The organism is Bacteroidales bacterium, assembly GCA_035342335.1.
GTDB lineage: Bacteria > Bacteroidota > Bacteroidia > Bacteroidales > JAGONC01 > JAGONC01.
This window is the reverse complement of the sequence record DAOQWY010000003.1, coordinates 170,995-197,011: the sequence shown is the minus strand read 5'-3', so window position 1 is coordinate 197,011 and position 26,017 is coordinate 170,995. Positions and strand designations below refer to the sequence as shown.

Genomic DNA, 26,017 nt, shown 5'->3' with positions numbered 1-26,017 from the left:
TTCAGGTAAATGCCTGATAATAGCGAAATCCCATCGTCCGCGGATTTCGGGCTGCAAAAGTAGAAAAATAAATTGAAAATTGACAGGATTCCCGATAATTTGTTCACTTTCTGACAGGATATCCTCTTTGCTTGGCCATATCCTCCAAACGCTTCTGAAAGCCACTTTTCCTGACGGGTTTCTTTTTATTTTCCTCAATCCGGGCATGGATCTTTTTCTCATCAACAAGCCGTCTGAACAGGTACATCTGCAGGAAGGTGAAAACATTCACCAGCAGGTAATAATAACTCAAGGCGGAGGCATATCCGTTGAAGAATCCTAAGAACATGATCGGCATCAGGTAGGAAATGGTCTTCATCCCGGCGATCTGCTGTTGTCCGGTCACCATCATGTCGTTGTTAATCTTGGTGTAGATGATGGTGGATACGGTCATCAGCAAACAGAACAAACTAACGTGATCTCCGTAGAATGGGATGGTGAAGGGCAGATTCAGGATGGAATCGTATGAGCTCAGGTCATTTGCCCAGAGAAAAGATTGCTGACGCAGTTCAATGGAGGAAGGGAAGAACCTGAAAAGGGCGATCAGGATCGGAAACTGAAGCAGCATCGGTATGCATCCTGCCATGGGATTGACACCCGCCCGTTTATACAGCTCCATGGTCGCCTGCTGCTTCTTCATTGCGTCCTCTTTTTTTGGGAACTTCTGATTGATCAGCTCAACATCAGGCCGCAATACCCTCATTTTTGCCGTTGACATATACGTCTTGTAGGCAATGGGTAAAAGGACAATTTTGAGCAAAATGGTCAAAACCAGAATGATGATCCCATAATTTAGTCCGAAGCTACTTAAGAAATCAAAAACGGGGATGACGGCAAAACGATTGATCCATTGCATCAGGAAAAAACTCCACCCCATGGGTATCTGCTGCTCGAGATCCAGCTTATAATCACGCAGGATTGAATATTTCAATGGCCCGTAATAAACCGACAGGTCCATCGTCGTCTTCTCCCTGTCGGAAAAGGGCACCCCAAAAGTGGACTCCATGGATCGCTCATAATGAACCTTTTCTTCCTTGCTGGTGTAAGCATTGATCAGGCCGCTGCTGAAATAATCGTCAGAAATGATGGTCGAGCAGAAGAAGCGTTGCTTGAAGGAGACCCACTTCAAACGTGTTGGGATATCTTCCTCATCGTCCTTGGTTTCCGACAGGTATTCCACTTCACCATCGGAGTGTTTGTAATAAATGGTAGGACCATTGTATCTGTCGATGCTTCGCTCCTGCTGCATAAGATCCGCATTCCATATGCAATCCAGGTAATCCGTGTTGGAAGCCATCACGCCCTGCATTCCGTTGAAATGAACGGTAAGGTCGAGCAGATGATCCTCACCGGTGAGTGTGTAAACATACTCAACGTACTGTGAGGAAGAAAACGATGACAACGTATCTGCCCCATTGGCATACAGGCGCATTCCAAACGACAGGGCATCCTTTCCGGAAACCGACATCCGGGTGTTCCCTTTCTGAGCATCATCGTACCACCAGGGCTGGAAATAAAGCGCATCGGTGTTGACTAACCGGTTGTTGGCAAAAAACGTAAAACCGAAGGTCACCGAAGAAGTATCGTATAAAACCAGTGGCAGGGAATCGTAGGTCCTGTAATTCTTCAGTTCAGCATAGATCACCTTGCCGCCTTTACTGGAGATTCCTAACCTGACTACATCATTCTCAATAAAATAAAGTTCCTGATTCCCCGAGGCTGACCTAGAAAAAATACCCAGAACGTCATCCAGGGCTGTCTGACTGGCCGGTGCTGTTTCCTGTGTGGCTGCCTGCAGTCCGGTATCGGCTGTTTGCTGCGAAGCACCGGCAATGAGTTTAAGCGAATCGGCAAGTGCCAGTGAATCCAGCCGTTTCTGCTGCACGATCCACAAGGAGTCCTGAATTCGCTGACGTTTTTGGAGTTCTTCCCCGGAGGGCTTTGTAAGAATGCTGTAACCAATCATCACAGCAAAGATCAAAACCACACCAATGATGGTATTTCTGTTCATTCGTATTGATTAGGTCGAGATGGAAATATGCCGCAAAGATACAAGTTAGCGCGACATGCACCGGATTTCCTCACGGATTTTGAACAGGGGAATGCTCCCGCCTGTAATTTTTTGCTGCGCTAACCAGTCCTGCAAACAGAGGATGAGGACTTGCAACGGTACTTTTATATTCCGGGTGGAACTGTATTCCGATAAACCACGGATGGTTCTTCAATTCCATGATCTCGACCAGGTTGTCCTTTGTATTGATTCCCGATGCTGTCATCCCACCGGCTTCAAAATCATGCAGGTATTTATTATTGAATTCATACCGGTGACGATGGCGTTCGGTGATGTGAAGCTGGTCATAAATGGAGTGGGCAAGGGTACCTTTCGCGATCTGACAGGGATAGGCTCCCAGCCGCATGGTCCCTCCCATCCCGGAAATCTTCTTCTGTGCCTCCATGATGTCAATCACCGGATAAGACGTACGTTTGTCCATTTCCGTACTGTGGGCCTGGGGCATGTTCAGGACATTGCGTGCAAATTCCACCACGGCGCACTGCATCCCCAGGCAGATCCCCAGGAAAGGTACGTTATGGGTGCGTGCATACCGGATAGCCAGGATTTTCCCATCGATCCCCCTTGACCCAAATCCTGGCGCCACCAGAATCCCGTCAAGATCACACAAACTATTCTCAACTGTTTGTGCATCAATACTTTCTGAATGGATTCTTTTGATGTTCACCCTGCAGTCATTCACTGCCCCGGCGTGGATAAAGGATTCAACGATCGATTTATAGGCATCCCTCAGCTCAATGTATTTTCCGATTAATCCGATCGTAACCTCAGATGCCGGATTTTTGAGTTTGTACAGGAAATCTTCCCAGGTCGCAAGATCAGGTTCTTTACCGGCCAGGATATTGACCTTTTTAAGCACTTCCAGGTCCAGCTTTTCATCCCGCATCAACAGGGGGACTTCGTAGATCGTTTCCGCATCGATCGACTCAATAACAGATGTGGGTGATACATTGCAAAACAGGGATATCTTCTCCCTGAGGGCTTGTGATAGGTGCTTTTCAGTCCGGCAAACGATGATGTCAGGTTGAACCCCTGATTCAAGCAATGTTTTAACGGAATGTTGTGTGGGTTTTGTCTTGAGTTCACCTGCGGCGGCAAGAAATGGCACGAGTGTCAGGTGGATCACAAGGCAATTGCACCCCAGTTCCCACTTCATCTGCCTGACGGCTTCAATATAGGGAAGGGACTCAATATCGCCCACCGTCCCTCCTATCTCCGTAATGACAAAATCAAAGTTCCCCGTGTTGCCAAGCAGTTTGATCCTGTATTTGATCTCATCGGTAATGTGTGGGATGACCTGTACGGTTTGCCCCAGGTAGTCTCCTCTTCTTTCCTTTTCGATCACCGACTGGTAGATGCGTCCGGTTGTGATATTGTTGGCCTGGGATGTGGGGATATTAAGAAAGCGTTCATAATGGCCCAGGTCCAGATCCGTTTCCGCACCATCTTCCGTTACATAGCATTCACCGTGCTCGTAGGGATTGAGTGTTCCCGGATCGACATTGATGTACGGATCGAGTTTCTGGATCGTGACCGAAAAGCCCCTGGCCTGCAGCAGTTTTGCCAGTGATGCGGAAATGATTCCTTTGCCCAGGGAAGAGCTTACACCACCGGTTACAAAAAGATATTTCGCCTTGATCATGGGATGATGAACTATTATTGATACCGATAGCGTTCAACTTTTGCGATGAATTTAGCCAGTCGGACGACCTGGACCGAATAGCCATATTCATTGTCATACCAGACATAGATCACAATACTTCTTCCATCGGATGAAACCTTGGTGGAAGGACTATCAAAAATCAATGTCACGGGATCATCAATGTAATCCGATGAGACGGATTCCGTTGAGGTGGAATAACGGATTTGTTCCACAAAATCGCCATGAAGGGCAGCATTTTTCATCAGGACATTGATTTCCTCCACCGATGTGGTCTTTTTCACACACAAATGCAATATAGCCAGGGAGACATTCGGGACGGGTACCCTGACCGAATTCGCCGTCAGCTTTCCTTTCAGGCTTGGGATTGCCTTTGCTGCAGCCGTATCTGCACCCGTATTGGTGATGACCATATTTATCGGTGCAGCCCTTCCCCTGCGCGCTTTCTTATGAAAATTGTCCAGCAGGTTCTGATCGTTGGTGTAGGAGTGAATGGTTTCAATGTGACCTTTTTCGATCCCGAGGGTTTCCTCAATCACTTTAAGTGCCGGTACGATCGCATTGGTTGTGCAGGATGCCGCTGAAAAGATGGTTTCCTGTTCGATGTCCAGGTCCTGGTGATTGACACCGTATACAATGTTGGGTATATCTCCCTTACCGGGGGCCGTGAGCAGTACTTTACTGATCCCTGCAGCTTTCACATGACGCGACAGTCCCTCTCTGTCCCTGACAACACCGGTATTGTCGATCAGAATGGCATCGTGGATGCCGTACTGGGTATAGTTCAAATCCTCGGGATTCAGGGTGGAGAGGAACTGCACCGTATGGCCGTTTGCATACATGGATCTGTTTTCCAGGTTTTCGACGGCGATACCCCTAAACGGTCCGTGAATGGAATCATGTCGGAATAAATGTGCCCTTTTTATCAGGTCTTCAGGCTGGTTGCTCCGTGTCACGATGGCCCGCAATCGCAGCTGGGATCCGTTTCCCATCTGTACAAGCTCCCTGGCGACCAGCCTGCCAATACGGCCAAATCCATAGAGGACAACATCCCGTGGTTTCACAAAGGAAGGTGCCTTGTCAATGAACGACTTGAGCTTATCTTGAATGAAGGCCTTTGGCCCGGCATATTTCTGACGGTCGTTGGTCCATTCAAAATTCAAACGGCCAATATCGATCCGTGCCGGTGGTATGTCCATTTCATACAACGCTTTCGCCAAAATGTATGAATCCTGGATCTTCAGTGTTTTGCCAATGGTATGAACGGCATACGAATGAAGGAACAAGATCACGCTGGCGCTTCGGTCATACAGTTGATTGCGGAATAGCATCAACTCGATGGATTTCTCGTAAAAAAGCTTGACCAATACATCAACGAACTCATAGCCGAGCATTTCATCGGATATCCATTTTGATAATTCATCCTCAAAATGAAAATTGGCCTCATTTTGATTTTTTGTGTTATAATTGTTCATAGTAGTGATTTTGATAGCCCCGGATTTCAAGGGACTAAAATTAAAACAAAAGGACAAGTAACCAAAATAATCTGATCCTTAGCCTTTTTTTATTATGAACAATTTTCTAACAGAGTGGGATATGGCCTACTGGCCAAGGTATGCTTTCAGCAACCTGCTTCTGGAATGGTGTTTGAGCCGGCGAATTGCTTTTTCCTTGATCTGGCGGACCCGTTCCCGGGTGAGGTCAAACTTCGCTCCTATTTCTTCGAGGGTCAATCCGTGTGCCAGCCCGATTCCATAATAAAGGCTGATCACATCGCGTTCCTTATCCGAAAGGGTGGCAAGTGAGCGTTCGATTTCTTTCATCAGGGATTCCCGCATGAGCCCTGCATCCGTATTGGGGGCATCCTCGTGAACATAAACATCCAGGAATTTAACATCTTCATCCTGAGCAAGGGGTGCGTCCATTGACACTGTCCGCGTCCCGATGCGCATGGCTGCATCGATCTTATATTCAGGTACTTCAAGCGACTCAGCGATTTCGTCGCTACTGGGTGTGCGCTGGAACTTCTGCTCCAGCTTGGAGGATTCTTTTTTGATCTTGTTGAGTGAACCAACCTGGTTCAGCGGAAGCCTCACAATGCGCGATTGTTCAGCAAGTGCCTGCAGGATGGACTGCCGTATCCACCACACCGCGTAGGATATGAACTTGAATCCCCGGGTTTCATCGAACCTCCGGGCAGCTTTTATCAATCCAAGATTTCCTTCATTGATCAAATCCGGTAAACTCAGCCCCTGATTCTGATATTGTTTGGCAACAGACACCACAAACCTCAAATTGGCCTTGGTCAGCTTATCAAGTGCTTTCTGATCACCGTTTTTTATCCGGCGTGCCAGCTCGACCTCTTCCTCTGCCGTGACCATCTCCTCTTTTCCGATATCCTGAAGATACTTGTCAAGTGAAGCTGTTTCCCTGTTGGTTATGGACTTGGATATTTTTAATTGTCTCATGGACAACCTCTGCTCTCTCTTTTATTTAAAATTCTGTTTTTTGAAAAAGTGATCCGCAATTTACAAAAATTATTCCATTTATGCAAAATTATTTGCTGTTTACAACAATAAATCCCGCAGGATTATTTATTTACCACCCCACGCCATAATAGGCCCTTAATCCATTTGGATAGATACCCTCGATCAAAATACCTCCTGAAGCGTTCACCAGAACATTTTCAATATCGGCGACGGAATGGATGGTTTGCTTATCGATCCTTATGATAATGAATCCTTCACGAATTCCGGCATCACTCAGTTTACCCTGTTGTAATCCGGTAACCTTCACGCCATTGTTAATTCCAAGACGTTCTTTTTCCTGATTTGTTACAGGTTCCAGTTTCGCACCCAGCAAAGCAGCGGCATTTGAAATGGCCTGCTTTTGAACAACCTCCACGGTACCCGCTCTGTTTTTCAGTTGAAGCCTGAATGATTTTTCCTGATTTTTCCGGTTAACAACGAGAATAACCTCCTCCCCAGGCCGTTTCTGACCAATCTGTTCCAGCAGCTCGGAGGTGCTGTTTACTGTTTTATCATCGATCTGAAGAATGATATCTCCTGATTCAACACCGGCAGCCTTGGCCGAGCCGTTATCCGAAACACCTGCTACATAAACGCCCTTGATTTCCTTCAAACCGAGATCGGTCGCAAACTTACTGTCGATATCCCGGATCGACACGCCCAGGAGTGCACGCTGAACCTCACCGTACTCTTTGAGGTCTGCAACGACCTTTTTAACCAGATTCGAAGGAATGGCAAAGGAATATCCTGAATAATAACCGGTACTGGAAGCAATGGCAGCATTGATGCCGACAAGTTCACCCCTTGTGTTGACAAGCGCTCCTCCGCTATTGCCTTTATTGACCGCAGCATCCGTCTGAATGAACGATTCGATGGCAGAAGTGCCGTCAGGAGTCTGCAATATATTTATGTTCCGTGCCTTGGCGCTCACAATACCAGCTGTCACCGTAGAAGTCAGGTTAAAAGGATTGCCGACTGCCAGTACCCATTCACCCACTCTCAGTTCATCAGAGTCTCCAAAAGTTATGTACGGCAGCGATTCCTCTTTGATCCTGATCACGGCCAGGTCGGTTGAAGGATCCGTTCCCACGATCGTCGCATCGTAAGTCCTTTTATCATTTAAAACCACCTGAATCTGATCCGCTCCCTCCACTACATGATTATTGGTAACAATATAACCATCACCTGAGATGATCACTCCTGATCCGGATCCCATGTACATAGGATCATTTGGCCGGTTATCGGGCTCTCCAAAAAAGTCACGCCAGTCAAAAAAATAGTCATAAGCGCTCATCTGACGCTGATACTGCGTCATGACATGAACCACTGCGTTGATCGTTTTACCAGCCGCTTCAGAAAAATCAGGCAGCACCTGAGGTGCACTGACCTGAACATCCGATGTCATCGTGACAGGCGCTTTTACAGGAAGACTCACCGGGACATTGTCCGATTTGAACCTATGACCCAGAGATCCAATGACAACCCAGGTAAGAAGCGCTCCAACTACCGCAGCTAAAACCAAACTCAAGAATTTATTCATAGATCCTCCGAATTATTAACATTTTTCAAGTGATTTTGTTCAATTATCAAGAACTGTACCTTTTCTGAGTGAATTCACCTGTCATCCAGCCTCATTAAAGGTTCAAAGCATTAACGTAACACTGTTTGCAATGATTATATCCTGAATGTTAAAATATGTTAATCTGACGATAAAACCTTCGGAAGAGTGATGAAATCAGCCTGCCGCGATCAGCAATGTGCTGCTTTTTGTATTTTTGCATCCTTGCATCAAGCTGAAACGTCACAGGGATCAGACCATCATTATCTTAATTTGCACCGATCCATGAAAATAACCTTCTTCAAGTACCAGGGCACGGGGAATGATTTCATCATGATTGACAACAGGTCAGGTTTTTTTCCATTAAGTGGCCATATTGTCAGGTCGCTCTGTGATAGAAAATTTGGGATCGGGGCTGACGGGCTGATCCTGATGAACAGATCCGGGAGGTATGATTTTAAAATGATCTACCACAACTCCAACGGCGATGAGTCCACCATGTGCGGCAACGGAGGCAGGTGCCTCGCAGCCTTTGCCCGGCGCACAGGATCCCCGGGACTGAGCTTTACCTTCGAGGCTATCGACGGCCTGCATCATGCCCTCATCGTGGATGAAAACAGTCATTCTTCTGTCGTTCGCCTGAAAATGAAAGATGTGGTGTTCCCGGAAATTATGAATGTCAATTCAATCATTGATTCTGGCTCTCCTCACGTCATTAAGCAGGTCAAAAATCTGAAGGATCTTGACATAAGAAAGCTGGGCAGGGAGATTCGCTTCAGCGATCCCTTCCGCGAGCAGGGTGTCAACGTCAACTTCATTGAAACGACGCACAACAGAAATTACATCCGGACCTATGAGCGCGGCGTTGAAGATGAGACACTGTCCTGCGGAACGGGAACGGTGGCATCCGCGCTCCTGCTGGCTTCACAGGCACCTGAATCCGTTGACCCAATTCAATTCCAGACGCTGGGAGGAGAACTGACCGTTCATTTCAAACGTTCAAAAAATCTTTTTCACGATGTATGGCTGGAAGGGCCAGCATCGTTTGTGTTCCAGGGTGAAATCATTATTTAACCAAAAGCACGGTCATGATCGGTAAAAAAGTGATCCTCAGGGCTCCGGAGCCCTCTGACATTGACTTCCTGTATGCCTGGGAAAATGACAGATCGGTTTGGCATGTGAGCAATACCAACGCTCCTTATTCCCGGTTTGCCATTGAGCAGTATGTGATGAATGCTCAGCTGGATATTTTCTCAGCGCGGCAGTTGCGATTCATGATCGATAAGGCTGCATCCGCTGAAAAAGCAGCTGCCATCGGAACGATCGATCTGTACGATTTTGAACCTGCCCACCGCAGAGCCGGTGTCGGCGTCCTCATCACCCGGGAAGAACGCGGTAAAGGATATGCCTCCGAGGCCCTTGACCTTCTGATCGATTATGCCTTCACTACACTGAACCTGCACCAGCTCTTCTGCCACATCTCCGCAACCAACATTGTCAGCCTCAACCTTTTTGCGAATCATCAGTTTGAAATCATCGGACTGAAAAAGGAGTGGTTGCTAATTGACAATAAATGGATGGATGAATATATTCTCCAACGATTCAATCCAGATGAAAAAAAATAAGCGGAGGCTGCTCAGAATCCTCCTGTTCATCTTCATTATCATTGTCACGCTCTGTTCAGCCGCTGTTTTTGCTGTTTACCAGATCTGGTTTAAACCCAATGTCAGGATTACCGATCCCGAAAATGCCTCCATCTATATCCGGACAAATTCGGATTTCAACGACGTGAAGACTCTTTTATACGCTCAGGGATTCATAAAAAGACAAAGGACCTTTGAATGGCTTGCCGTCAAAAAAGACTATCCCTCGCAGATAAGTGCTGGCAGATATCTGCTTTACGACGGGATGAACAACAACGCGCTGATCAACATTCTCAGGGCCGGTCTCCAGACACCGGTAGAGGTTGTTCTGAACAATACCCGGCTGAAAAAAGATCTGGCAGGTAAGGTGTCGCACCAGCTGGAAGCGGACTCGCTCGCCATCGTACTACTCCTGGCCGACTCGGTCTTTGTTCAGAAATACGGTTTCACCACCGAAACCATCCTCACCATGTTCATTCCCAACACCTATGAATTTTACTGGAACACGGATGCCGCTGGATTTATGAGCCGTATGTACAAAGAATATCAGAAATTCTGGACAGAGGAACGGGATCGGAAAAGAACGCGTTGCGGAATGACTCGGCAGCAGGTGAGCATACTGGCATCCATCGTTGAGAAAGAGACCCTTAAGAATGATGAAAAAGCCAGAATGGCAGGGGTTTACATCAACCGCTGGAGGGATAACTGGAAACTGCAGGCCGATCCTACGATCGTTTATGTTGTAGGGGACTTTAAGATGAAGCGTGTCCTGACCAGGCACACCAGAATTGACTCACGTTACAACACCTATCTCTACGAAGGTCTCCCTCCGGGACCGATCTGTGTTCCTTCCATTGCTTCCATTGATGCAGTGCTGGACTATGAAGAACATGGTTATTATTATTTCTGCGCCCGCGAAGATTTTTCCGGATACCACAACTTCGCAAAGACCTACAACCAGCATCTGATCAACGCCCGCAAATACCAGCGTGCTTTTCAGGAACGGCAGGGCAACTGACGGACGGAGGGAAATCAACCTTTACACGTTGAACCGTATGTGTAAAATATCGCCTTCGTGAACGACATAGTTTTTACCTTCCACGAAAAATTTTCCGGCTTCCTTGCAGGCATGTTCCGATCCGTAACGAAGAAAATCATCGTATTTCATCACTTCCGCCCGGATGAAGCCACGTTCAAGGTCGCTATGGATCACCCCCGCCGCCTGAGGGGCGGTCATTCCCCTGTGAATCGTCCATGCCCGCACCTCTTTCGGCCCTGCAGTAAAAAAAGATTCCAGATTCAGGAGCTTATACGCCGAGCGGATCAGCTTGTTGACACCGGGCTCTTCCAGCCCTGCATCTGCCAGAAATGCCATTCGGTCATCGGGATTATCCAGTTCCGTAATTTCAGCTTCCAGCTTCCCGGCAATGATGATCACTTCCGTATTTTCATGCTTTACAGCCTCCTTCACCCTGTCAACATACGCATTCCCTCCGACAGCAGAGGCATCATCCACGTTGCAAACATAGATCACAGGAATGTCGGTAAGCAGGAACATGTCTGCCAGGTACTTCCTGTCTTCCTCCGTAAGCTTGAGATTGCGGATGGAAATGAAATTATCCAGGTTGTTTTTGATATGCTCAAGGATCTCCAGTCCTTTTTTTGCATCTTTCTCACCAACCTTGGTCAGCTTCTCATACTTCTGGATTTTGCGTTCGATCATCTCCAGATCCTTCACCTGAAGTTCCAGTTCCAGTATTTCAATATCCCTTACCGGATCAACTGATCCTTCGATATGGGGAAGGGTTTCGTCATCAAAACACCTCAGGACATGGATCAACGCATCCGTCTTCTGTATGTCTTCCAGAAATTTATTTCCAATCCCTTCGCCGTGGCTGGAGCCTTTGGCCAGGCCAGGGATATCAATGATCTCAACTGTCGCCGGTATGATCTTCTGCGACTTTATCAGCGCATCGATCTTATAAAGCCGCTCATCCGGCACGGGAATGATACCCAGGTTGGACTTGGAAGATGTAAATGCCGTGCGCGAAGCTTCAGCCTTTGCAGGCGACATGCAGTTAAAAATCGTAGTTTTACCGGAATTCGTCAAACCAATGATTCCACATTTCAGTGACATAATGTTATTTTTTTTAGCTAAAACAAATGTACGTAAATTACCCGAAATGTCTAAATGTATTTTACGACGATCCAGATGTCTGTATTCCTGCCCTTGTCATCAACGCAGGATACCTTCACCTCGCCTTCGGGCGGTTCAAAGAACAAAGCTTCCTGAGCAAGTGCTGTCGACAGGAATTTGTTATTGACATACCAGAAGATCTTTCCGACGTCACTTTCCGGTTGACAGGCGAGTTTCAGGCGTTGATGCTCTTCCCGGTACAGAATATACTCCGCATTTTCCGTCAGGGAGGTGATCCTGGGGGCATTTTCCCGGAAAATCCTTTCACAGCGTGGATTGTGTGCGGGAATGGCCTCATAGGGTATATTTTCTTCATTCATGTAAGCGATGACCTCCGGAGGATAGTTCGGATAAAATTTCGTCAGGAAGCCACCTTCGGGCAGACAGGCTCTGCAAAAGGACAGGGAGCTGTCGGCGTTGACAAAAACAGCCCGCAGATGCTGGCAACGTTCGCCGGGCGAAATTCCTGGAATATATGCATCTTCGATCAGGTCGGTACAGAAATCTGACGGAGGCAATCCCGAACGGGCGCACACATCGCGTATCCTGAGACCGGGCGGTAGTTCGAACCAGGAAAGGCTGTTGTCCCTGTCGAGGAGACGGAAAATCTTAAAAAGCAGGGGCGCCGCAAAATCAGTTCCGTTGAGTTCCGGAATGCCATTACCCTGAAAATTTCCTATCCATACCCCAACAGTGTAATCCGGATTGTATCCGACGCTCCAGGCATCCCTCCTGCCGTATGAAGTACCTGTTTTCCATGCAATTCGCGGAAGATCAATGATTTGCTCGGCTTTTACCGGGAAATCAGGTCGTTTGAGGGAGGTCATCATTTCCGTTACCAGAAAAGCAGCCGGAGCACTGAAAAGTGTGTCAGAAGAAAAACGTTCCTGAGTGGAGAAATAACGTGAAGGGCTTAGTATTCCTTTGTTTGCAAAAGAACAAAACAGGTTGGTCAGCTCCTCCAGTGTAACCCCGCACCCACCGAGGATCACCGATAACCCGAGTTCTTTTCTCTTGAGTCCGACGGTTTGGAAACCTGCATCCACGAGTTTACCGATAAAATAATCCTCGTGCAGGTCATTCATCAGTTTCACAGCCGGTACATTCAATGAAAGCGCCAGTGCATTTTTGGCCGATATCATTCCCCGGTAGGTACCGTCGTAATTCTCGGGATGGTATCCGCCAAACCGGGCCGGGACATCGGTAAGGATGGTGGCAGGCGTTATCAATCCTTTATCAATGGCCAGTGCATAAAGAAATGGCTTCAGCGTGCTGCCCGGCGACCGTATGGCACGGATACCGTCGACCTGGCCAAAGGATTCCGCGTCGTTGAAATCAGCTGAGCCCAGGTAGCTGATCACCCCGCCCGTTTCATTATCAACAACCATCACTGAGGCATTCTGTATCCCCTTCACCCGAATGCTCCGGATGTGATTCCAGGTGATCGTTTCGATACGGGTTTGTAACTCCAGGTCAATGAATGTTTGCAACAGATCCTTCTCAGGATAATCAGCATGAAGACGGGTGGCAAGATGGGGTATTCTTCGTGGCAACGGATGTCTTTCCAAACCCACCTCCTCCTCTTTTGCATCCCTGATCACCTGCCCGCTGAAAATTCCTTTCCTTAAAAAGAAATCCAGCCAGCGGTTCCGCTCCCTCAAAAGATCCCCTTCATTCTTTCCGCTCAGATAAACAGAAGGATTGTTCGGGATGATGCTAAGGGTGACGATCTGTGCAAGGCTGAGCGCCTGGGGTGATTGTTCATAATAGATGAGGGAAGCGGTCTTCACTCCTTCAATGTTTCCTCCGTAGGGCAGGTGGTTCAGATACATCCTGATGATTTCCTTTTTGCTGAAGTGCCACTCCAGCTGGACTGCTCTGAACATCTCGATCAGCTTGCTTTTATAAGACCTGGGCCTGGGATCCAGAAGCCTCGCCAGTTGCATGGTGATGGTGGAAGCACCGGAGATCCGTTCCCCTGAAACCGTATTTTGAACCAGCGCTCTGACCAGAGCAATGGGATTGATCCCAAAATGATAATAGAAGAACCTGTCCTCCTTGAAAACGATGCTCTTTCGCAACTCCGGACTGATCTCGTCCAGCCCGGTCTTGACCCTCCACTTGTCTTCCTTATTCAGGAATACGTGAAGGATCGTTCCGTCGTTCGAAGTAATGACCTGTGAAAAATCCAAGGGAGGATTGAAAGGGAAAATACGGTCAATCAAAAGGAAGCTAAGTACAATGGCCAATAAAGAGCCTGAAAGAATTTTTAACCATTTCTTCACTAATCGTTTGTCAGGACGGATCGGCTCCACTGGAAGGAAATTATGGTCTGATTTTGATCCTGCCTGTTCCCTTGCCGGTAATGGTTCCAATGATTGCAGAGGAGGACAGGCCTTCCTGCCAAAGGTCATCCAGGAGATTCCGGGCAGTGTTTTGCGGCAGTGAAATGAGCAATCCCCCCGATGTCTGGGCATCGCAGAGTACAAGACGGGTCTCCCGGCCGATTGACGGGTCCCAATCCGTCATTTCCGCCACAAAATCAAGATTTGACAGTGTGCCGCCCGGGATCATGTTTGCCCGGATCATGTCCCAGGCTTCTTCAATGACGGGCACGGCCGAAGCCACAACCTCTGCATCCACAGCGCTGGCCTGGGTCATCTCGTTGAGATGACCCAGGAGTCCGAACCCAGTGATGTCCGTGCAGGCGTTTACCGGGTAGTTCATCATGATCCTGCAGGCCCTCAGGTTTAATTGGCTCATCAGTGCAATGATCTTTTTCCCGGTCTCCTCTGAGGCCATTTCCCTTTTCAGCGCGGTGGCCAGGATCCCGAGACCGATCGGTTTTGTAAGGATCAGGGCATCCCCCACCCTTGCCCTGGCATTGGTCAGGATACGGTCGGGATGAACAAAGCCTGTCACAGCCATGCCAAACTTGGGTTCAGTATCTTCAACGGAATGTCCGCCCAGGATGCAAACGCCGGCTTCCTGTGCTTTATCCTGCGCTCCCCTGAGAATTTCTCCAAGCACTTCCAGGGGAAGGCGGTTGCTTGGAAATCCGACGATATTGAGTGCAAATCGCGGTTCGGCCCCCATGGCATAAATATCACTCAGTGCATTGGCAGCAGCGATAGCGCCAAAACTGTAGGGATCATCCACGATGGGAGTGAAAAAATCAACGGTCTGGACAATGGCGATCTCATCGTTGATGCGGTAAACGGCGGCGTCATCATTGGTCTGCATATCCACCAATACATTGCTGTCGACCGGAATGGGCAGGGATTGGAGCACTTTTTCCAGCTCCTGGGGCCTCAGTTTGCAGGCGCAACCCAGTCCGTGGGTAAAACGGGTGAGTTTGACAGCCTGATCCTGGCGCATTTCTATCGGTCCCAACTCCGATGACCTGGTCAGCATCCTCACTTTTTGAGCAATGATTTCAACGGCCCTGTCAATTTCCTCCGGGGTCGTAGTTTTGCCAACGGATAGCCGGATCGTCCCCAGGGCATACTCCTCCGGCACCTGCATGGCCTGAAGTACGGATGATGCGGTTTGTCCGCCGACATGACAGGCCGCACCGGCAGAGGCAGCGATCTCAGGCATATCGCTCAGCAACGTATGAATATCCATTCCGCCGAAACCCAGGCTGAGCGTATTGGGCAGACGGTGCTCCGGATGGCCGTTAAGCCTTATGTCGGATAATTGCTCGGTTAATCCATCAAATAAACGGTCCCTCATGGCTTTTAAATAGGCCGAAACTAATTCCAGATCACGACCGGCAACTTCACAGGCTTTCCCCAATCCGACAATTTCCAGCAAATTCTCCGTGCCTGCCCGCCGGTTCTGCTCGTGATCCGCACCGTGCATCAATTTTTCCGGAACAATCCCCGACCGGACATAAAGTGCCCCGATTCCCTTTGGCGCATAAAACTTATGACCGGCGATGCTGAGCAGGTCCACCTCCATCTCATCAACAAGGACCGGTATTTTCCCGACGGACTGGGCAGCATCGGAATGAAACGGGATCCCGTGCGAACGGCAAATCAGCGCCAGATCACGTACAGGCTGGACAGTGCCAACCTCGTTGTTCGCATGCATGATGGTCACCAGGATCGTCTGCGCCGTGATCGCCTTTTTCAGGTCATCCGGATCAACCCTGCCAAAACGGTCAACCGGAAGGATGGAGAGCCTGAATCCATTCCGAGAAAGGTAATGGCATACTTCCAGCACGGCCGGATGCTCAACCGCACTGGTAATGATGTGGTTACCGATGCTTTTGCTGGCATGTGCAATGCCTTTGATGGCCATGTTGTTGGATTCCGTTCCACCGCTTGTGAAGACAATCTCTTCCGGTTTGCAGCGCAGTAGCATTGCCACCTGAAGGCGGGCTGTCTCAACAGCCTTTCTGGCTTCAATCCCATAGCGGTGCATGGAGGAAGGATTGCCAAAACGTTCATCCAGCCAGGGACGCATGGCAGCGGCAACTTCACGGTCGATGGGTGTCGTGGCGTTATAATCGAGGTAAATCGGATTATCCATCATACTATTTATCGTTTCTCAGGTTGATAGTGGCCAAGGAGGAATTTAGCATTTTCCAGTGGATCATCCTGTGGCAATGGCAGACTGATACGGCTGATCTGGGCTGCCCTCATTTGAAGACTCCTGTCATAAGCCCTGTCGTAATAGGTTAATAGAATTTCTGCAGTACGGGTAAAATCACCTTCTTTAACGGCATCAATTGCTTTTCGGGTGTTGTCGCCCCCCAGTTTTTTCTCGATTCGTAAGATACAGGAAATAAGATCGTCACCAGGAAAATTCGAATATTCCCTGACCAGCCGTTCAACGCGCCGGGAAAAACTGACCTCAATCTCCAGAACGGGGCTTGCAAGCAACTGACTGAAAAGTGGTTCGGGAATGGATACCGATCCGACAGAAAGACTTTCATCCTCAATCCAGATGGGTCTGCCCAGGTCCAGCTGGCTCCAGGCTGAATAAAGGCCATTTTCAAATTGCTCGTTGGTGGGCTGGGGCATCATTCCCAGTCCTCCAAACACAGATCCTTTGTGGTGGGCTATCTTTTCCAGATCAAGAACCTGTTGCCCCGACTGTGCCAAAGCGTGCAAGATACTGGTCTTTCCGCTGCCGGTTTTGCCTGCCAGGACTACCAGGCGGGCAGGTTTACCTAATTCCTGCCGGATATGGTTTCTGTAAGCCTTATACCCGCCGGAAAGCACAAGAACATTCATTCCGGCCAGGTCGAACAGCCAGGCCATACTGGCACTTCTCAATCCCCCCCTCCAGCAGTGGATGAGAAAAGGTCCGTCAGCCGCTATTTTACGGGCCTCATTCAGGGTTCCCGAAAGCTTGTGCCCCACCAGGTCCAATCCCAGTTGAACGGAAGAGAATCGTCCTGTTCTGACAAACCGTGTACCCACCAGGGCCCGCTCCTCATCGTTGAACAGGGGAAGATTGAAAGCGCCTGGAATATGACCGCTGCGGAATTCCTGCGGAGACCTGACGTCGATCAGGGGCAAGGAATCCAGCAAGCCAAAAAGCTCGGTAATGTCAATGGTTTTGATCATCCTTACAACAGGGATAAAATTACATTAATTCACCTTAACCAGGCTGATCTCTTCATTCAGGTAGATCAGATATTTCTCCACGGCCGGGTATCCCATATCGTGAAGCAACCCACCGTAAAATCGCAGTTGCTTTTGATGTTCCTCCGATGGAAGACCTGTTTTGTAATCGATCACGATGGCTTTTTCATCCTTTAAAAGCAACCTGTCGGGCCGGTACGACCGACCGGAAGGCAAAAGGATTTCCGTTTCGGTCTTGGTGATCAGGTCCCCGCAAAAGAAATCCCTGATCAGGGGATGTGAGATGATCCCGGAGATCATCTTTTCCAGCTGAACCTTCTGATCAGTGGTTACCAGGCCTGATGTCAGCAGTGAAGAGGTGATCGCCGGAACATCAGCCGGTGTAATGATAGATGAAAAGATCCTATGGACAAGCTTTCCCCATTCCCGGTTTCTGTCGGGATTCTCAGCATCCCAGGCCTCAGCAGCCTGAAAGGTCAGCTGTGCATTTTGCCTCCAGTCGTTTGAAATGAGGCTGAATTCAGGAGAATAGAAACCTTTCGCCTGTTCGTCGCCGGCCTTTCCGCTGCTCGACGGGATCTTCTCGCCGGTTTCGAACGACGCCACGCCATCTTGCAGCCCTCCAATGGATTCCAGATATGTATGGAAAAGCTCCGGCACCGAAAGGAATTTCTCGGCCTTGGTGGGAGGTTTGATGGTAACGATGTAAAGTCGCTGTGAGGCACGGGTCATCACAACGTATAGAAGGTTGACCATGTCGAGGTATGACTTGTTTTGTTCATCATCATAGAGGTCAGCATATCCCGCATCCCTTAATTTGCCGGTCAGTTTGAGGACGGCAACCGGTAATTCCGCAAGTTCAGGATTGGCTAATTTGAGCCAGGTGTAGTGCTTTGTCATTCTATGACCTTCGTCGGCAAAAGGATAGATCACCACCGGAAACTGAAGCCCTTTGGCTTTGTGAATGGTCATGACCTGCACAGCTTCCGATCCCTGCGGGGCGATGATCGAAAGCTTGTCCCTCTTCTCCTCCCACCACGTAAGAAACTCACGAAGGCCATTGCCAACGTTGGCAGAAAAATCAAGAACCGCATCCAGAAAAAACTGAATAAAAGGATCTTTTGTTTCGTCCAGGGAAAAACATCGGAGCAGCGCTTCGGCCAGTTCATATACCGGCAACCTGACGAGCATATCCGGATCAAAGCAGAATCCGTTGTTTTTAAGGATTCCAAAAAATGACTGAGGAACATAGTTATTTCCTTTAACGTTCCTGATCAGGCCAGCCTCCCATTCATTCCGTGCGATTCGGTCATTATCCGTCAGATAGCGAATGAGTGCCATTTCAAGCAAGGCGTCTGGGCGGTTAAGGAAGGTCATAACCGAAACAAGAAACACCACCTCCGGAGAATTTTTAAGAAGCAATGACTCCGATGAAATTACCTGGATGCCATTTTCAAGCAGATAGCGGGCCAGGGCGCTTGCACGATCGTTGGTCCGGCACAGGATCGCAATCTGGCTCAGTGAATAGTGATCAGCGGTCACCTCCCCGATGATTTCGTGTACACGCCTGAGGTTGTAGGGTGCGAAACCTTCCTCCGTTGTTTCCTGATCAAAAAAACCGATTTGGACATACCCCCCTTTATGGTGGGCGACCGGCTGCTGGATGACGTCTTTGTAGATCTCCATCAGGTTAGCCGGAAGTAAATTCCGGGTATACTGAAAGAAAGAATTGTTAAAACGAATGATCTCCTCGGCTGACCTGTAATTGATGGTCAGTGCATTTGGATGGTAATGACGTTCCAGGGTGCGTTCGCGTTCAGCCTCTGCAGTTGAGTCACGTCTCCGGTAGATCTTCGGTAAGCGGATGAACTGTTCCACTTCGCCATTTCTCCACCGGTAAATGGATTGCTTGGGATCCCCTACGATCATATTGAAATGATCGGATGCCAGGGAGTTGTCGACCAGCGGTAGCAGGTTGTGCCATTGCAGGACCGAGGTGTCCTGAAACTCATCAATGAGATAATGAAGGAATTTTTCACCCAGTCGTTCATAAATGAACGGGACCGGTTCTTTCATGACGATTGCGGCAATGCGCTTGTTAAATTCAGAAATATGGATGGAACCGGTCTGTTGCCGAAGTTCATTGATGATCTTTTCGATCTCATTGAGCAGGGCCAGTGGATAGAGATGCTGATACAACAGCCTGAAAAGGACAAATGATTGTTTGTGTTTGTCAGCAAAAGCCATCATCTCCCTATAATGGCCGAGCAGTTCGGATTGTATGGTCTGGATGGCTGTTCGTTCATAATCGGATGCATCCGAAGAGCACCATTTACCCTTTTCAATGGTCTCCAGTGCAAACTTTCCGGGAGTCAGATTCTCATAATTCTTCAGCGCGATGCGATGAACAAATCCATAAAAACCCCGATCCTTATAATAGAATGCACCTTGCGAAATTTCATTGGAAGCAATCAGCGACAGGATGGATCTTGCTTTTCCTGAAAGCGTTTCATCAAATTTCCGGATCTTCCCGCCAAGCCTGTTCCGGAGGTTGAAGAAATCTTCCAGTGACAGATTCCTCAAAAAACCCACTTGATCATATCCGTCTTCATTCATAAGGTTCTCCGAAAAACTTTGCAGATCGCCCTCTATTTGCCAATGATACTCCTCAGAGGCTTTAAATTCCGTATATCCCACCAGCATCCGCGTGATCCTGTCATCCGTACCTGCCTTGCTGACCAGCAGATCAACCGCTTTGGCAATCAACCTGTCGGTATCCAGTTCCACATCAAAGTCGACCGGCAATTGCATGTCGTACGCAAAGGTTCTCATGATCCGGTAAACAAAACTATCGATTGTGGAAACCGCAAAGTCGGAATAGTTGTGCAAAATAAGCGTGAGTGCCTTGCGGGATCGCTGCCTGATCAGCTCCGGAGATAAGGAGGTTTCCGAACATAATGTCGATAACAGTGCGTCCTTCTGATTTTCATTTGATTCGTCCGCCGTTTCTGCCAGGTGGGTAAGACTTCTGACAATCCTGGATTTCATTTCAGTGGCAGCCTTGTTTGTAAAGGTAATAGCCAGAATATGCCTGAAACCTGCCGGATCCCGCAGGACAATCTTCAGGTATTCCTTTACCAGTGTAAAGGTCTTGCCTGAACCTGCAGAGGAGCTGAATACTTCAAAACTCATGGACGGTAGATAAACTTTTTAATCACAGGCGGAAGATCGTTGACAACAAGGCAAATGAAGCAGACTCCGCTGTCAAGGCTCAAGCCTTCCAGTGAAATCGTTTCCCGGATATATCCGTATGAAGCCAGAGGCATTTCCTTCAGATACACCTCCCGGCCTCTGGAATCACAGATCCTGATGAGGGCCTGTCCGGGGGTAATGTTTTCCCATTCCAGGGTAACCACCTTACCGGCAGGATTGGGATAAATCCTTACCTGCTCGGGAATAACGGGTGGGCCAGGTACGGATGTGATTATCCTGGGAAAATCAATATAGGTTACAGTAAGCAGCGATCCTTCTTCATCGACCTGAAGAAGAGGTACGCCAAAATCATTGCCTATCCATTTATACTGGACATAATTCCGCGGGATCCGGTAGCCCGCATTCAAACTATCAATATAGACCGTATCCGTTTCATTGACTTCTGATTTCAGCCGCAGGACATCAAATGTTCCGAAAGGGGTTGCCAGTGTGCCCCAGCCATCCACAAAATTTCTCCTGTCCCTGTCAATTTTTAAATAATATAGGCCGGGGAATTCCGATTCGACACCAGCATGGCAGGAGTCCACATTCCCAAAACTCACCGGGAACGTATAGAGTACGTCCGGTTCGTCGTATTTGACGGGCAGGGGCAATCCGGGCAGGGTCAGTGCAACACCGGCTTCCTGAAATCGCTCATCGGATTCCTTGAAATAGGTGAACACATCCGTCACCGGGTAACCCGGAATGATATCCACACCCGGTTCAGGCCGGGCGATGGTGGCAACAGAAGCAGTGAATACGATCCGGTAAAGAAAGGGAGTTGAGCTGACGCTGACGAAGGTGTCAACCTGCTGAGCGACAGGAACAAGGGAAGAGAAATCCCAGTAATGGTTTTCACCTGTCAGTTTATGATCCACACTTCCGGTACTTAATGCGGAGCTCAGCCTGATGGTATCGCCCACGTTGGGCATATCATCCCTTGTCAAGGTGATCTGAGAAGTGACAATCTGTGTTGGCAACGACAGGAAAACAACTAAAAGAAGTGCGCATAGCTTATTGTTCACCAGTATCATTTTCATTGACAGGTTTATTTGTTTTACGTTTTCGATTAAAAATATCCTTTACTCTGTTGAAATCACTTCTGAAGGAGACACCCACGCCCTGGGTGTAGGGAGCGTTATCATTGAAAAGGTCGTATGTATTGGTTTTATTATAGGCTCTCACCCTGAAGCGGCCATCCCTGGTGATCCTGACTTCTACCAGGACGTCACCAACGATGCTACTGGTCTTTTCCGAATTCTTGTAAGTACCCACTCCAAAATTTCCATTCACGGTTACCCGGTCGTTGAAAAGCTGTGTTGACAGGGCCACCTCCAGCTGTTCAGGAGAAATGGCGTCACCTTTCTGATAATTGACTCCGATATCGAACTCATCGCTGATTTGAGAAAGCCAGCTGTTCAGTTGATTGGCCAGCAAGTCATATGAACTCAATCCCATGCTGCTTGCCACGCCTGTTCCTGTATTCAGGCTGAAGCTGTTCAGCACCAGAAGGGATATCATCTGCTGGTTCAGCTGGGCTTCATTGGTCGTGTCAATGGAATTGTAAACGAATGTCCTAATTGATTCTTCCTGAACATCAGGCATTTCCAGCCCAAAACGGATGGTTGGATTAAAAAGGTCACCGTTCAGGTTGATGACGCAGTCAACCGGGATTCGCTGGCTATACAGGGAAGAATCTGCCATGGAAGAGGACGCAGGCAGTGTGCTGAGGGAGGGTTTTACCTGGTAAACTGCTTTCAGGTTAATGTCTGCATCAAACATATCCCCTGTCCAGGAGATCGTACTGCCCGACCTGATATGAAAGGTCCTGCTGATCAGGTTCCGGAGCGTAAAGTAAAATGTACCGCCTTCCATCACGTACGTCCCACTGAGGCCCATATCTCCTGCAGGCGGCATGTTGAACCGCATGAGACCTTCTCCGTTCACCTTGATATTCCCCATCTGGTTTGGAAGAAAGATGTGAATGGTGGCATCATCGGTGACCTGTATCTCCATGTTCAGATCAAGACTGCCCTTTGGTTGCTGACGAATTTTTCCGGCCGGGAGAAGGGTATCTTCCTTATTCACAAAAACAATATACGGATTATCAGATACATCTGCTGTATAGCTGATGGGCAGGTACATGGCCGTACCGCGTTCTGTTAACGCACGTATATCAAATGCAAGATTGTTTCCCGGCCCTTTAATGGTCACCGTTCCGCTCGTAACACCTGTTCCATAAAAATAGGGGCTCTCCTGCGACGTCGTATTGATACCTAACAGATCCTTGGTCTGAATCGCCAGGTCCAACTTGAAATCCTTGAAAAAGCGGTGAAAGATCTTGCCATCCAACATACCTGTGTTTCCAAGGGTATCGTGGAAGTTCATCTGTTTGAACCCAATATGGTCTGGCTCAAAATAGACATTATCGGAGAAAATATATTTCGTATTCAGGAAATCCACACGGAGCTGTCCGCGCCTGACACTGACCTCACCGGTGAGTTTTGGATCGTTCTTATTCCCTTTGAAGTAAAGCTGGCCACTGGCGTAACCTCCAAAATCAGTAAAAATGCCCTCCAGGAACTGCCCGATAGGTTTGATCTTAAGGTTGTCCATTTTAAAGCTGAAATCAAAATTATCCGTTAGCGCCGAAGGTGCATAGGTGCCTGTAAGAGCGAGGACCCTCACAGAGGTATCGTTGCCCGCATAAATGATCTCTCCCAGCGTATTGATCTTATTGTTCGTGTTGTCCCATTCGGTTCGGAGGTTAAGATCACCAAGCAGTTCACTGTTAAAGGTGAAATCCCTGACCTGAAGGTCAGCTATCAGGGTTGGATTATTGAAAATATCAGCCAGTTCAGCATTGCCGAAGGCCATGCCACCAAAACTGAAATCCGGACTTTTCAAAACACTCCGCAGGTTGTCAAGGTTAAAAGGATTGAACGATATACTGAGTGCTTCACCGGGCAATGACGACAAGGCACCATCGATCCTTAACTGCTGCCCCTGTCCGGATAGGGTCAGGTTGTCAATTCTGACGTGGGAAGAATCGATCAGAAAGTAATTATTCCGGTCGATGTTCCAGGTTGAGCCATTAACCAGCAGTTTTGCATCGGAAATGGTGCCTTCCAGGCTTGGGTAACGATCGAGCCTGACCTGCAGGGCAAGGTTCCCGGCATTGGAATCAGTCTTCCTCCCGTCGTCCCACGAAAGCCCCAGAAAAAGGGTATCGTGGATGACATCCGTCCGTATCCGCAGGTTGTCAAAGCCAAAAGAACCGGCATCTGCATGAGCCAGTTTCCCCTGAAACATTCTCCCTGCTCCAATTTCACAGCTCAGTTTCGTAAAATCCGTACTGGCCTGAACATCAAGATCATCCAGATGGATGGTCTTGAAGGTGACATTGTCCGAGATTATATGTAATTGAATGTGAGTATGTTGAGAGTCAACAGAACCCGTAATTCCGGAATTGAGCGCAACAGCTAAGTCTGGCAGCAGCAATGCTGTTAAGGGAGCAGTATTTTTCAGGTCAATGTTGAACTGAAAATTTTGATTCTTCAGTATATTGGCAAGATGCAAAGAATCTTTGGTGAAGGCAGAAAATTGCGGATCAATGATGGAACTCAGCATCGGTAAAAATTGCTCAAAAAGGATGTCACCCCTCAGGTGTCCGTCGATATAATCGGATTCCAGATCAACGGACTTAATGGAAGTACCCTGTTGGGATGCAGTTAAACGAAGCCGGTCCATTTTAAAATTGTAATTACCTGTAATAAATGTTGTACTGTCAAGTATCAGCTGACCATACGTACTGTCGAGGCTTTTACCACCAAGCTGCAGGGTCATCCGTGTTGTCAGGATCCCGAGGGAATCAGAATCGATCAGGCCAAGATCATGCAGGCGGGCATTAGTGATCGCTGCAGAGAAATCAAACTGAGGGATCCTGCCTTTAAGGTCAATCAAACCCGAAAAGACAAGGTGAATCAATGGATCGTCAATATTGACCTTGCCGATGAACTTTTCATTGCTATAAAGTCCGTTCAGATAAATCGCCTGATAACGGTGATTGTTCAAATCGAGTGAGTCGATGGTGCCATCGATCTGGATGGTGGCGGTCTGCCGGGTGGTTCCGCTTCCCTGGATCTGGGCTCCCAGGGTGACTTTTCCAAGCTTATCCTGCAACTGGCTGATGGTTCCCAGATCAAACTGGTCGGCGAAGATCTTCCCCTTGTATTGAATATCTTTCCTTGATGGTGTGGCCTGAAGTTCAAGGTCCGTTGAAATCGCGCCCAGGTCGGTCCGGAAATCGGCAAACGACACAAAATCATTGATAAATCCTGTGAAGCGGCCTGTGACATGGATCGTCCCGAGCGGCTGCAGGTTCTCGGGCAGCAGGGTTGCAGGAGCGATGCCTTCAGCAAGCATTTGCTGGATGTCCTCTATGCAGGTGTTGAGATCTTTGATCTTCATATGCATATAGGTCTCCTGGATCTCCGGCAGACCGGTCATGGAGATGTCTCCGTAAAGGTTAGTCATACTGCCGTAAAAAAGATACAGATCCCTTATTTTTAAATTGCTGACCGGGCCTTTGATCTCCCCGCTCAGGTCAATTTTATGGGAAAGAGTGCCAAGGGATGGGACAAAAAAAGCAAGGTCCCCTGCAGCAAGCGAAGACGGCCGGATGGCCGACTCGATGGTAACATCATGGAGAAAGTCAGAAAAACCAGCGTAGTCATCAAAATGAAAAACCAGATCCATGTCAAGTTCCGAATCATTGGTTACCATATGCGTCTTAAGGGCTTGAATGCTTACCGGGCACACCTTCACCTGTGACTCAAATGTCGTAAGCCTCAGGCCGCAGTGCTCTTTAAACTCCAGTTTGCTGACCTGTGCAGATACAGTGTCTCCGTTCAGGTTGATGTTGCTGAAAAAGGCATTCAATGAGTCCAGGTCAAGGTTGTTGAAGTTTATGCCTGGCTTTACGGAATTTTGTCTGTTAAGGTCCTGCAGGACAAAATGACCGTTTATTACTTCGAGTCCCCCGCACAAGATCTGCCAGTGCGTTGCAGAGGCAGTAGTGTCACCGGAAGCAAAAGCTGACAGGAAACGGGTCAGGTTGAGCACACTGTCAGATTCGTACTTTCTAAGAATGAGCGTAAAATCCTCAGTGACAAGGCTGTTGATTTTCAATAGATGTTCCCTGAAACGGATACGGCCGATATCCGTTTTCAGTACCGCAACCTCCAATAGAAGGCTGTCGCGATGGTCCAGCATGCGTAGATTTTCAAGACTCAGTTCGCTCAGACGGTAAAATCTGAGCTTCTCGATCGTAACTTCGCAGTCGCTCTTTGCTGACAGATAGGACGCCACCTTCTGGGCAACATAGGTTTGGACAGGCCCGACCTGGAGAATACCTGAAATTAATACCGGAATGAGAAGCGCTACCAGTATCAGGTACAGTACGATCTTCAG

15 protein-coding genes and 1 pseudogene are annotated in these 26,017 nt (G+C 48.3%); 3 read left to right on the top strand and 13 right to left on the bottom strand.

Features of this window, described 5'->3' with window-relative positions; genetic code table 11:
• Positions 1-103 precede the first annotated feature (103 nt).
• From yidC to PKI34_02820, 5 genes are all read right to left on the bottom strand, one after another.
• On the bottom strand, positions 104-2,050 hold the full coding sequence (gene yidC / locus PKI34_02840; GenBank protein HNS16739.1) for a membrane protein insertase YidC: 1,947 nt from the start codon (positions 2,048-2,050) through the stop codon (positions 104-106).
• A gap of 70 nt (positions 2,051-2,120) precedes the next feature.
• The gene (locus PKI34_02835) at positions 2,121-3,752 is read right to left on the bottom strand and encodes a CTP synthase (GenBank protein HNS16738.1); all 1,632 of its coding nucleotides are present in this window, start codon (positions 3,750-3,752) and stop codon (positions 2,121-2,123) included.
• Positions 3,753-3,766: 14 nt separating this feature from the next.
• Positions 3,767-5,245, bottom strand: coding sequence for a glyceraldehyde-3-phosphate dehydrogenase (locus PKI34_02830; GenBank protein ID HNS16737.1), 1,479 nt, complete (start codon positions 5,243-5,245; stop codon positions 3,767-3,769).
• A gap of 126 nt (positions 5,246-5,371) precedes the next feature.
• Entirely contained in the window at positions 5,372-6,238 is an 867-nt protein-coding gene (locus PKI34_02825) for an RNA polymerase sigma factor RpoD/SigA (GenBank protein HNS16736.1), read from the bottom strand.
• A gap of 130 nt (positions 6,239-6,368) precedes the next feature.
• Positions 6,369-7,838 carry a Do family serine endopeptidase gene (locus PKI34_02820; protein HNS16735.1) on the bottom strand — a complete coding sequence of 490 codons (1,470 nt, stop codon included), beginning with the start codon at positions 7,836-7,838 and terminating at the stop codon, positions 6,369-6,371.
• A gap of 303 nt (positions 7,839-8,141) precedes the next feature.
• Here PKI34_02820 and dapF point away from each other — a divergent pair, with 303 nt between their 5' ends.
• From dapF to mltG, 3 genes are read left to right on the top strand one after another with little or no spacing between them, the layout of a single operon-like run.
• A complete protein-coding gene (dapF, locus tag PKI34_02815; GenBank protein HNS16734.1) occupies positions 8,142-8,930 on the top strand; it encodes a diaminopimelate epimerase in 789 nt (262 codons plus the stop codon).
• Positions 8,931-8,944: 14 nt separating this feature from the next.
• Positions 8,945-9,481, top strand: a complete 537-nt coding sequence (locus PKI34_02810; protein HNS16733.1) for a GNAT family N-acetyltransferase — start codon at positions 8,945-8,947, stop codon at positions 9,479-9,481.
• Complete coding sequence (gene mltG / locus PKI34_02805) at positions 9,468-10,517, top strand: endolytic transglycosylase MltG (protein ID HNS16732.1); 1,050 nt, start codon at positions 9,468-9,470, stop codon at positions 10,515-10,517. The genes PKI34_02810 and mltG overlap by 14 nt, the downstream gene beginning before the upstream one ends.
• Positions 10,518-10,538: 21 nt before the next feature.
• On the opposite strand, the gene ychF is transcribed toward mltG, so the two are convergent.
• From ychF to PKI34_02765, 8 genes and pseudogenes are all read right to left on the bottom strand, one after another.
• Complete coding sequence (gene ychF / locus PKI34_02800; protein HNS16731.1) at positions 10,539-11,636, bottom strand: redox-regulated ATPase YchF; 1,098 nt, start codon at positions 11,634-11,636, stop codon at positions 10,539-10,541.
• A gap of 50 nt (positions 11,637-11,686) precedes the next feature.
• Positions 11,687-14,011, bottom strand: coding sequence for a penicillin-binding protein 1C (gene pbpC, locus PKI34_02795; protein HNS16730.1), 2,325 nt, complete (start codon positions 14,009-14,011; stop codon positions 11,687-11,689).
• 10 nt (positions 14,012-14,021) lie between these two features.
• Positions 14,022-15,074, bottom strand: coding sequence for a selenide, water dikinase SelD (selD, locus tag PKI34_02790; GenBank protein ID HNS16729.1), 1,053 nt, complete (start codon positions 15,072-15,074; stop codon positions 14,022-14,024).
• Positions 15,075-15,152: 78 nt separating this feature from the next.
• Positions 15,153-16,232: pseudogene (locus PKI34_02785) on the bottom strand (cysteine desulfurase family protein).
• Between the two features lie 8 nt (positions 16,233-16,240).
• Positions 16,241-17,275 carry a tRNA 2-selenouridine(34) synthase MnmH gene (mnmH, locus tag PKI34_02780; GenBank protein ID HNS16728.1) on the bottom strand — a complete coding sequence of 345 codons (1,035 nt, stop codon included), beginning with the start codon at positions 17,273-17,275 and terminating at the stop codon, positions 16,241-16,243.
• 24 nt (positions 17,276-17,299) lie between these two features.
• Positions 17,300-20,485: a UvrD-helicase domain-containing protein gene (locus tag PKI34_02775; GenBank protein HNS16727.1), complete on the bottom strand. Its 3,186-nt coding sequence runs from the start codon at positions 20,483-20,485 to the stop codon at positions 17,300-17,302.
• Positions 20,482-21,585 (bottom strand): hypothetical protein, encoded by a 1,104-nt coding sequence (locus tag PKI34_02770; GenBank protein ID HNS16726.1) that lies wholly within the window; start codon positions 21,583-21,585, stop codon positions 20,482-20,484. Before PKI34_02770 ends, PKI34_02775 begins: the two co-directional genes overlap by 4 nt.
• Positions 21,560-25,915: a translocation/assembly module TamB domain-containing protein gene (locus PKI34_02765; protein ID HNS16725.1), complete on the bottom strand. Its 4,356-nt coding sequence runs from the start codon at positions 25,913-25,915 to the stop codon at positions 21,560-21,562. The genes PKI34_02770 and PKI34_02765 overlap by 26 nt, the downstream gene beginning before the upstream one ends.
• Positions 25,916-26,017 lie beyond the last annotated feature (102 nt).

Bases quoted from the DNA above. Each gene is read 5' to 3' on its own strand.
- PKI34_02770 (HNS16726.1), bottom strand. From the start codon at position 21,585: ATGAAAATGATACTGGTGAACAATAAGCTATGCGCACTTCTTTTAGTT.
- ychF (HNS16731.1), bottom strand. From the start codon at position 11,636: ATGTCACTGAAATGTGGAATCATTGGTTTGACGAATTCCGGTAAAACT.
- PKI34_02810 (HNS16733.1), top strand. From the start codon at position 8,945: ATGATCGGTAAAAAAGTGATCCTCAGGGCTCCGGAGCCCTCTGACATT.
- PKI34_02775 (HNS16727.1), bottom strand. From the start codon at position 20,485: ATGAGTTTTGAAGTATTCAGCTCCTCTGCAGGTTCAGGCAAGACCTTT.
- yidC (HNS16739.1), bottom strand. From the start codon at position 2,050: ATGAACAGAAATACCATCATTGGTGTGGTTTTGATCTTTGCTGTGATG.
- mltG (HNS16732.1), top strand. From the start codon at position 9,468: ATGAAAAAAAATAAGCGGAGGCTGCTCAGAATCCTCCTGTTCATCTTC.
- PKI34_02825 (HNS16736.1), bottom strand. From the start codon at position 6,238: ATGAGACAATTAAAAATATCCAAGTCCATAACCAACAGGGAAACAGCT.
- PKI34_02830 (HNS16737.1), bottom strand. From the start codon at position 5,245: ATGAACAATTATAACACAAAAAATCAAAATGAGGCCAATTTTCATTTT.
- mnmH (HNS16728.1), bottom strand. From the start codon at position 17,275: ATGATCAAAACCATTGACATTACCGAGCTTTTTGGCTTGCTGGATTCC.
- PKI34_02835 (HNS16738.1), bottom strand. From the start codon at position 3,752: ATGATCAAGGCGAAATATCTTTTTGTAACCGGTGGTGTAAGCTCTTCC.
- PKI34_02820 (HNS16735.1), bottom strand. From the start codon at position 7,838: ATGAATAAATTCTTGAGTTTGGTTTTAGCTGCGGTAGTTGGAGCGCTT.
- dapF (HNS16734.1), top strand. From the start codon at position 8,142: ATGAAAATAACCTTCTTCAAGTACCAGGGCACGGGGAATGATTTCATC.
- selD (HNS16729.1), bottom strand. From the start codon at position 15,074: ATGCGCCAGGATCAGGCTGTCAAACTCACCCGTTTTACCCACGGACTG.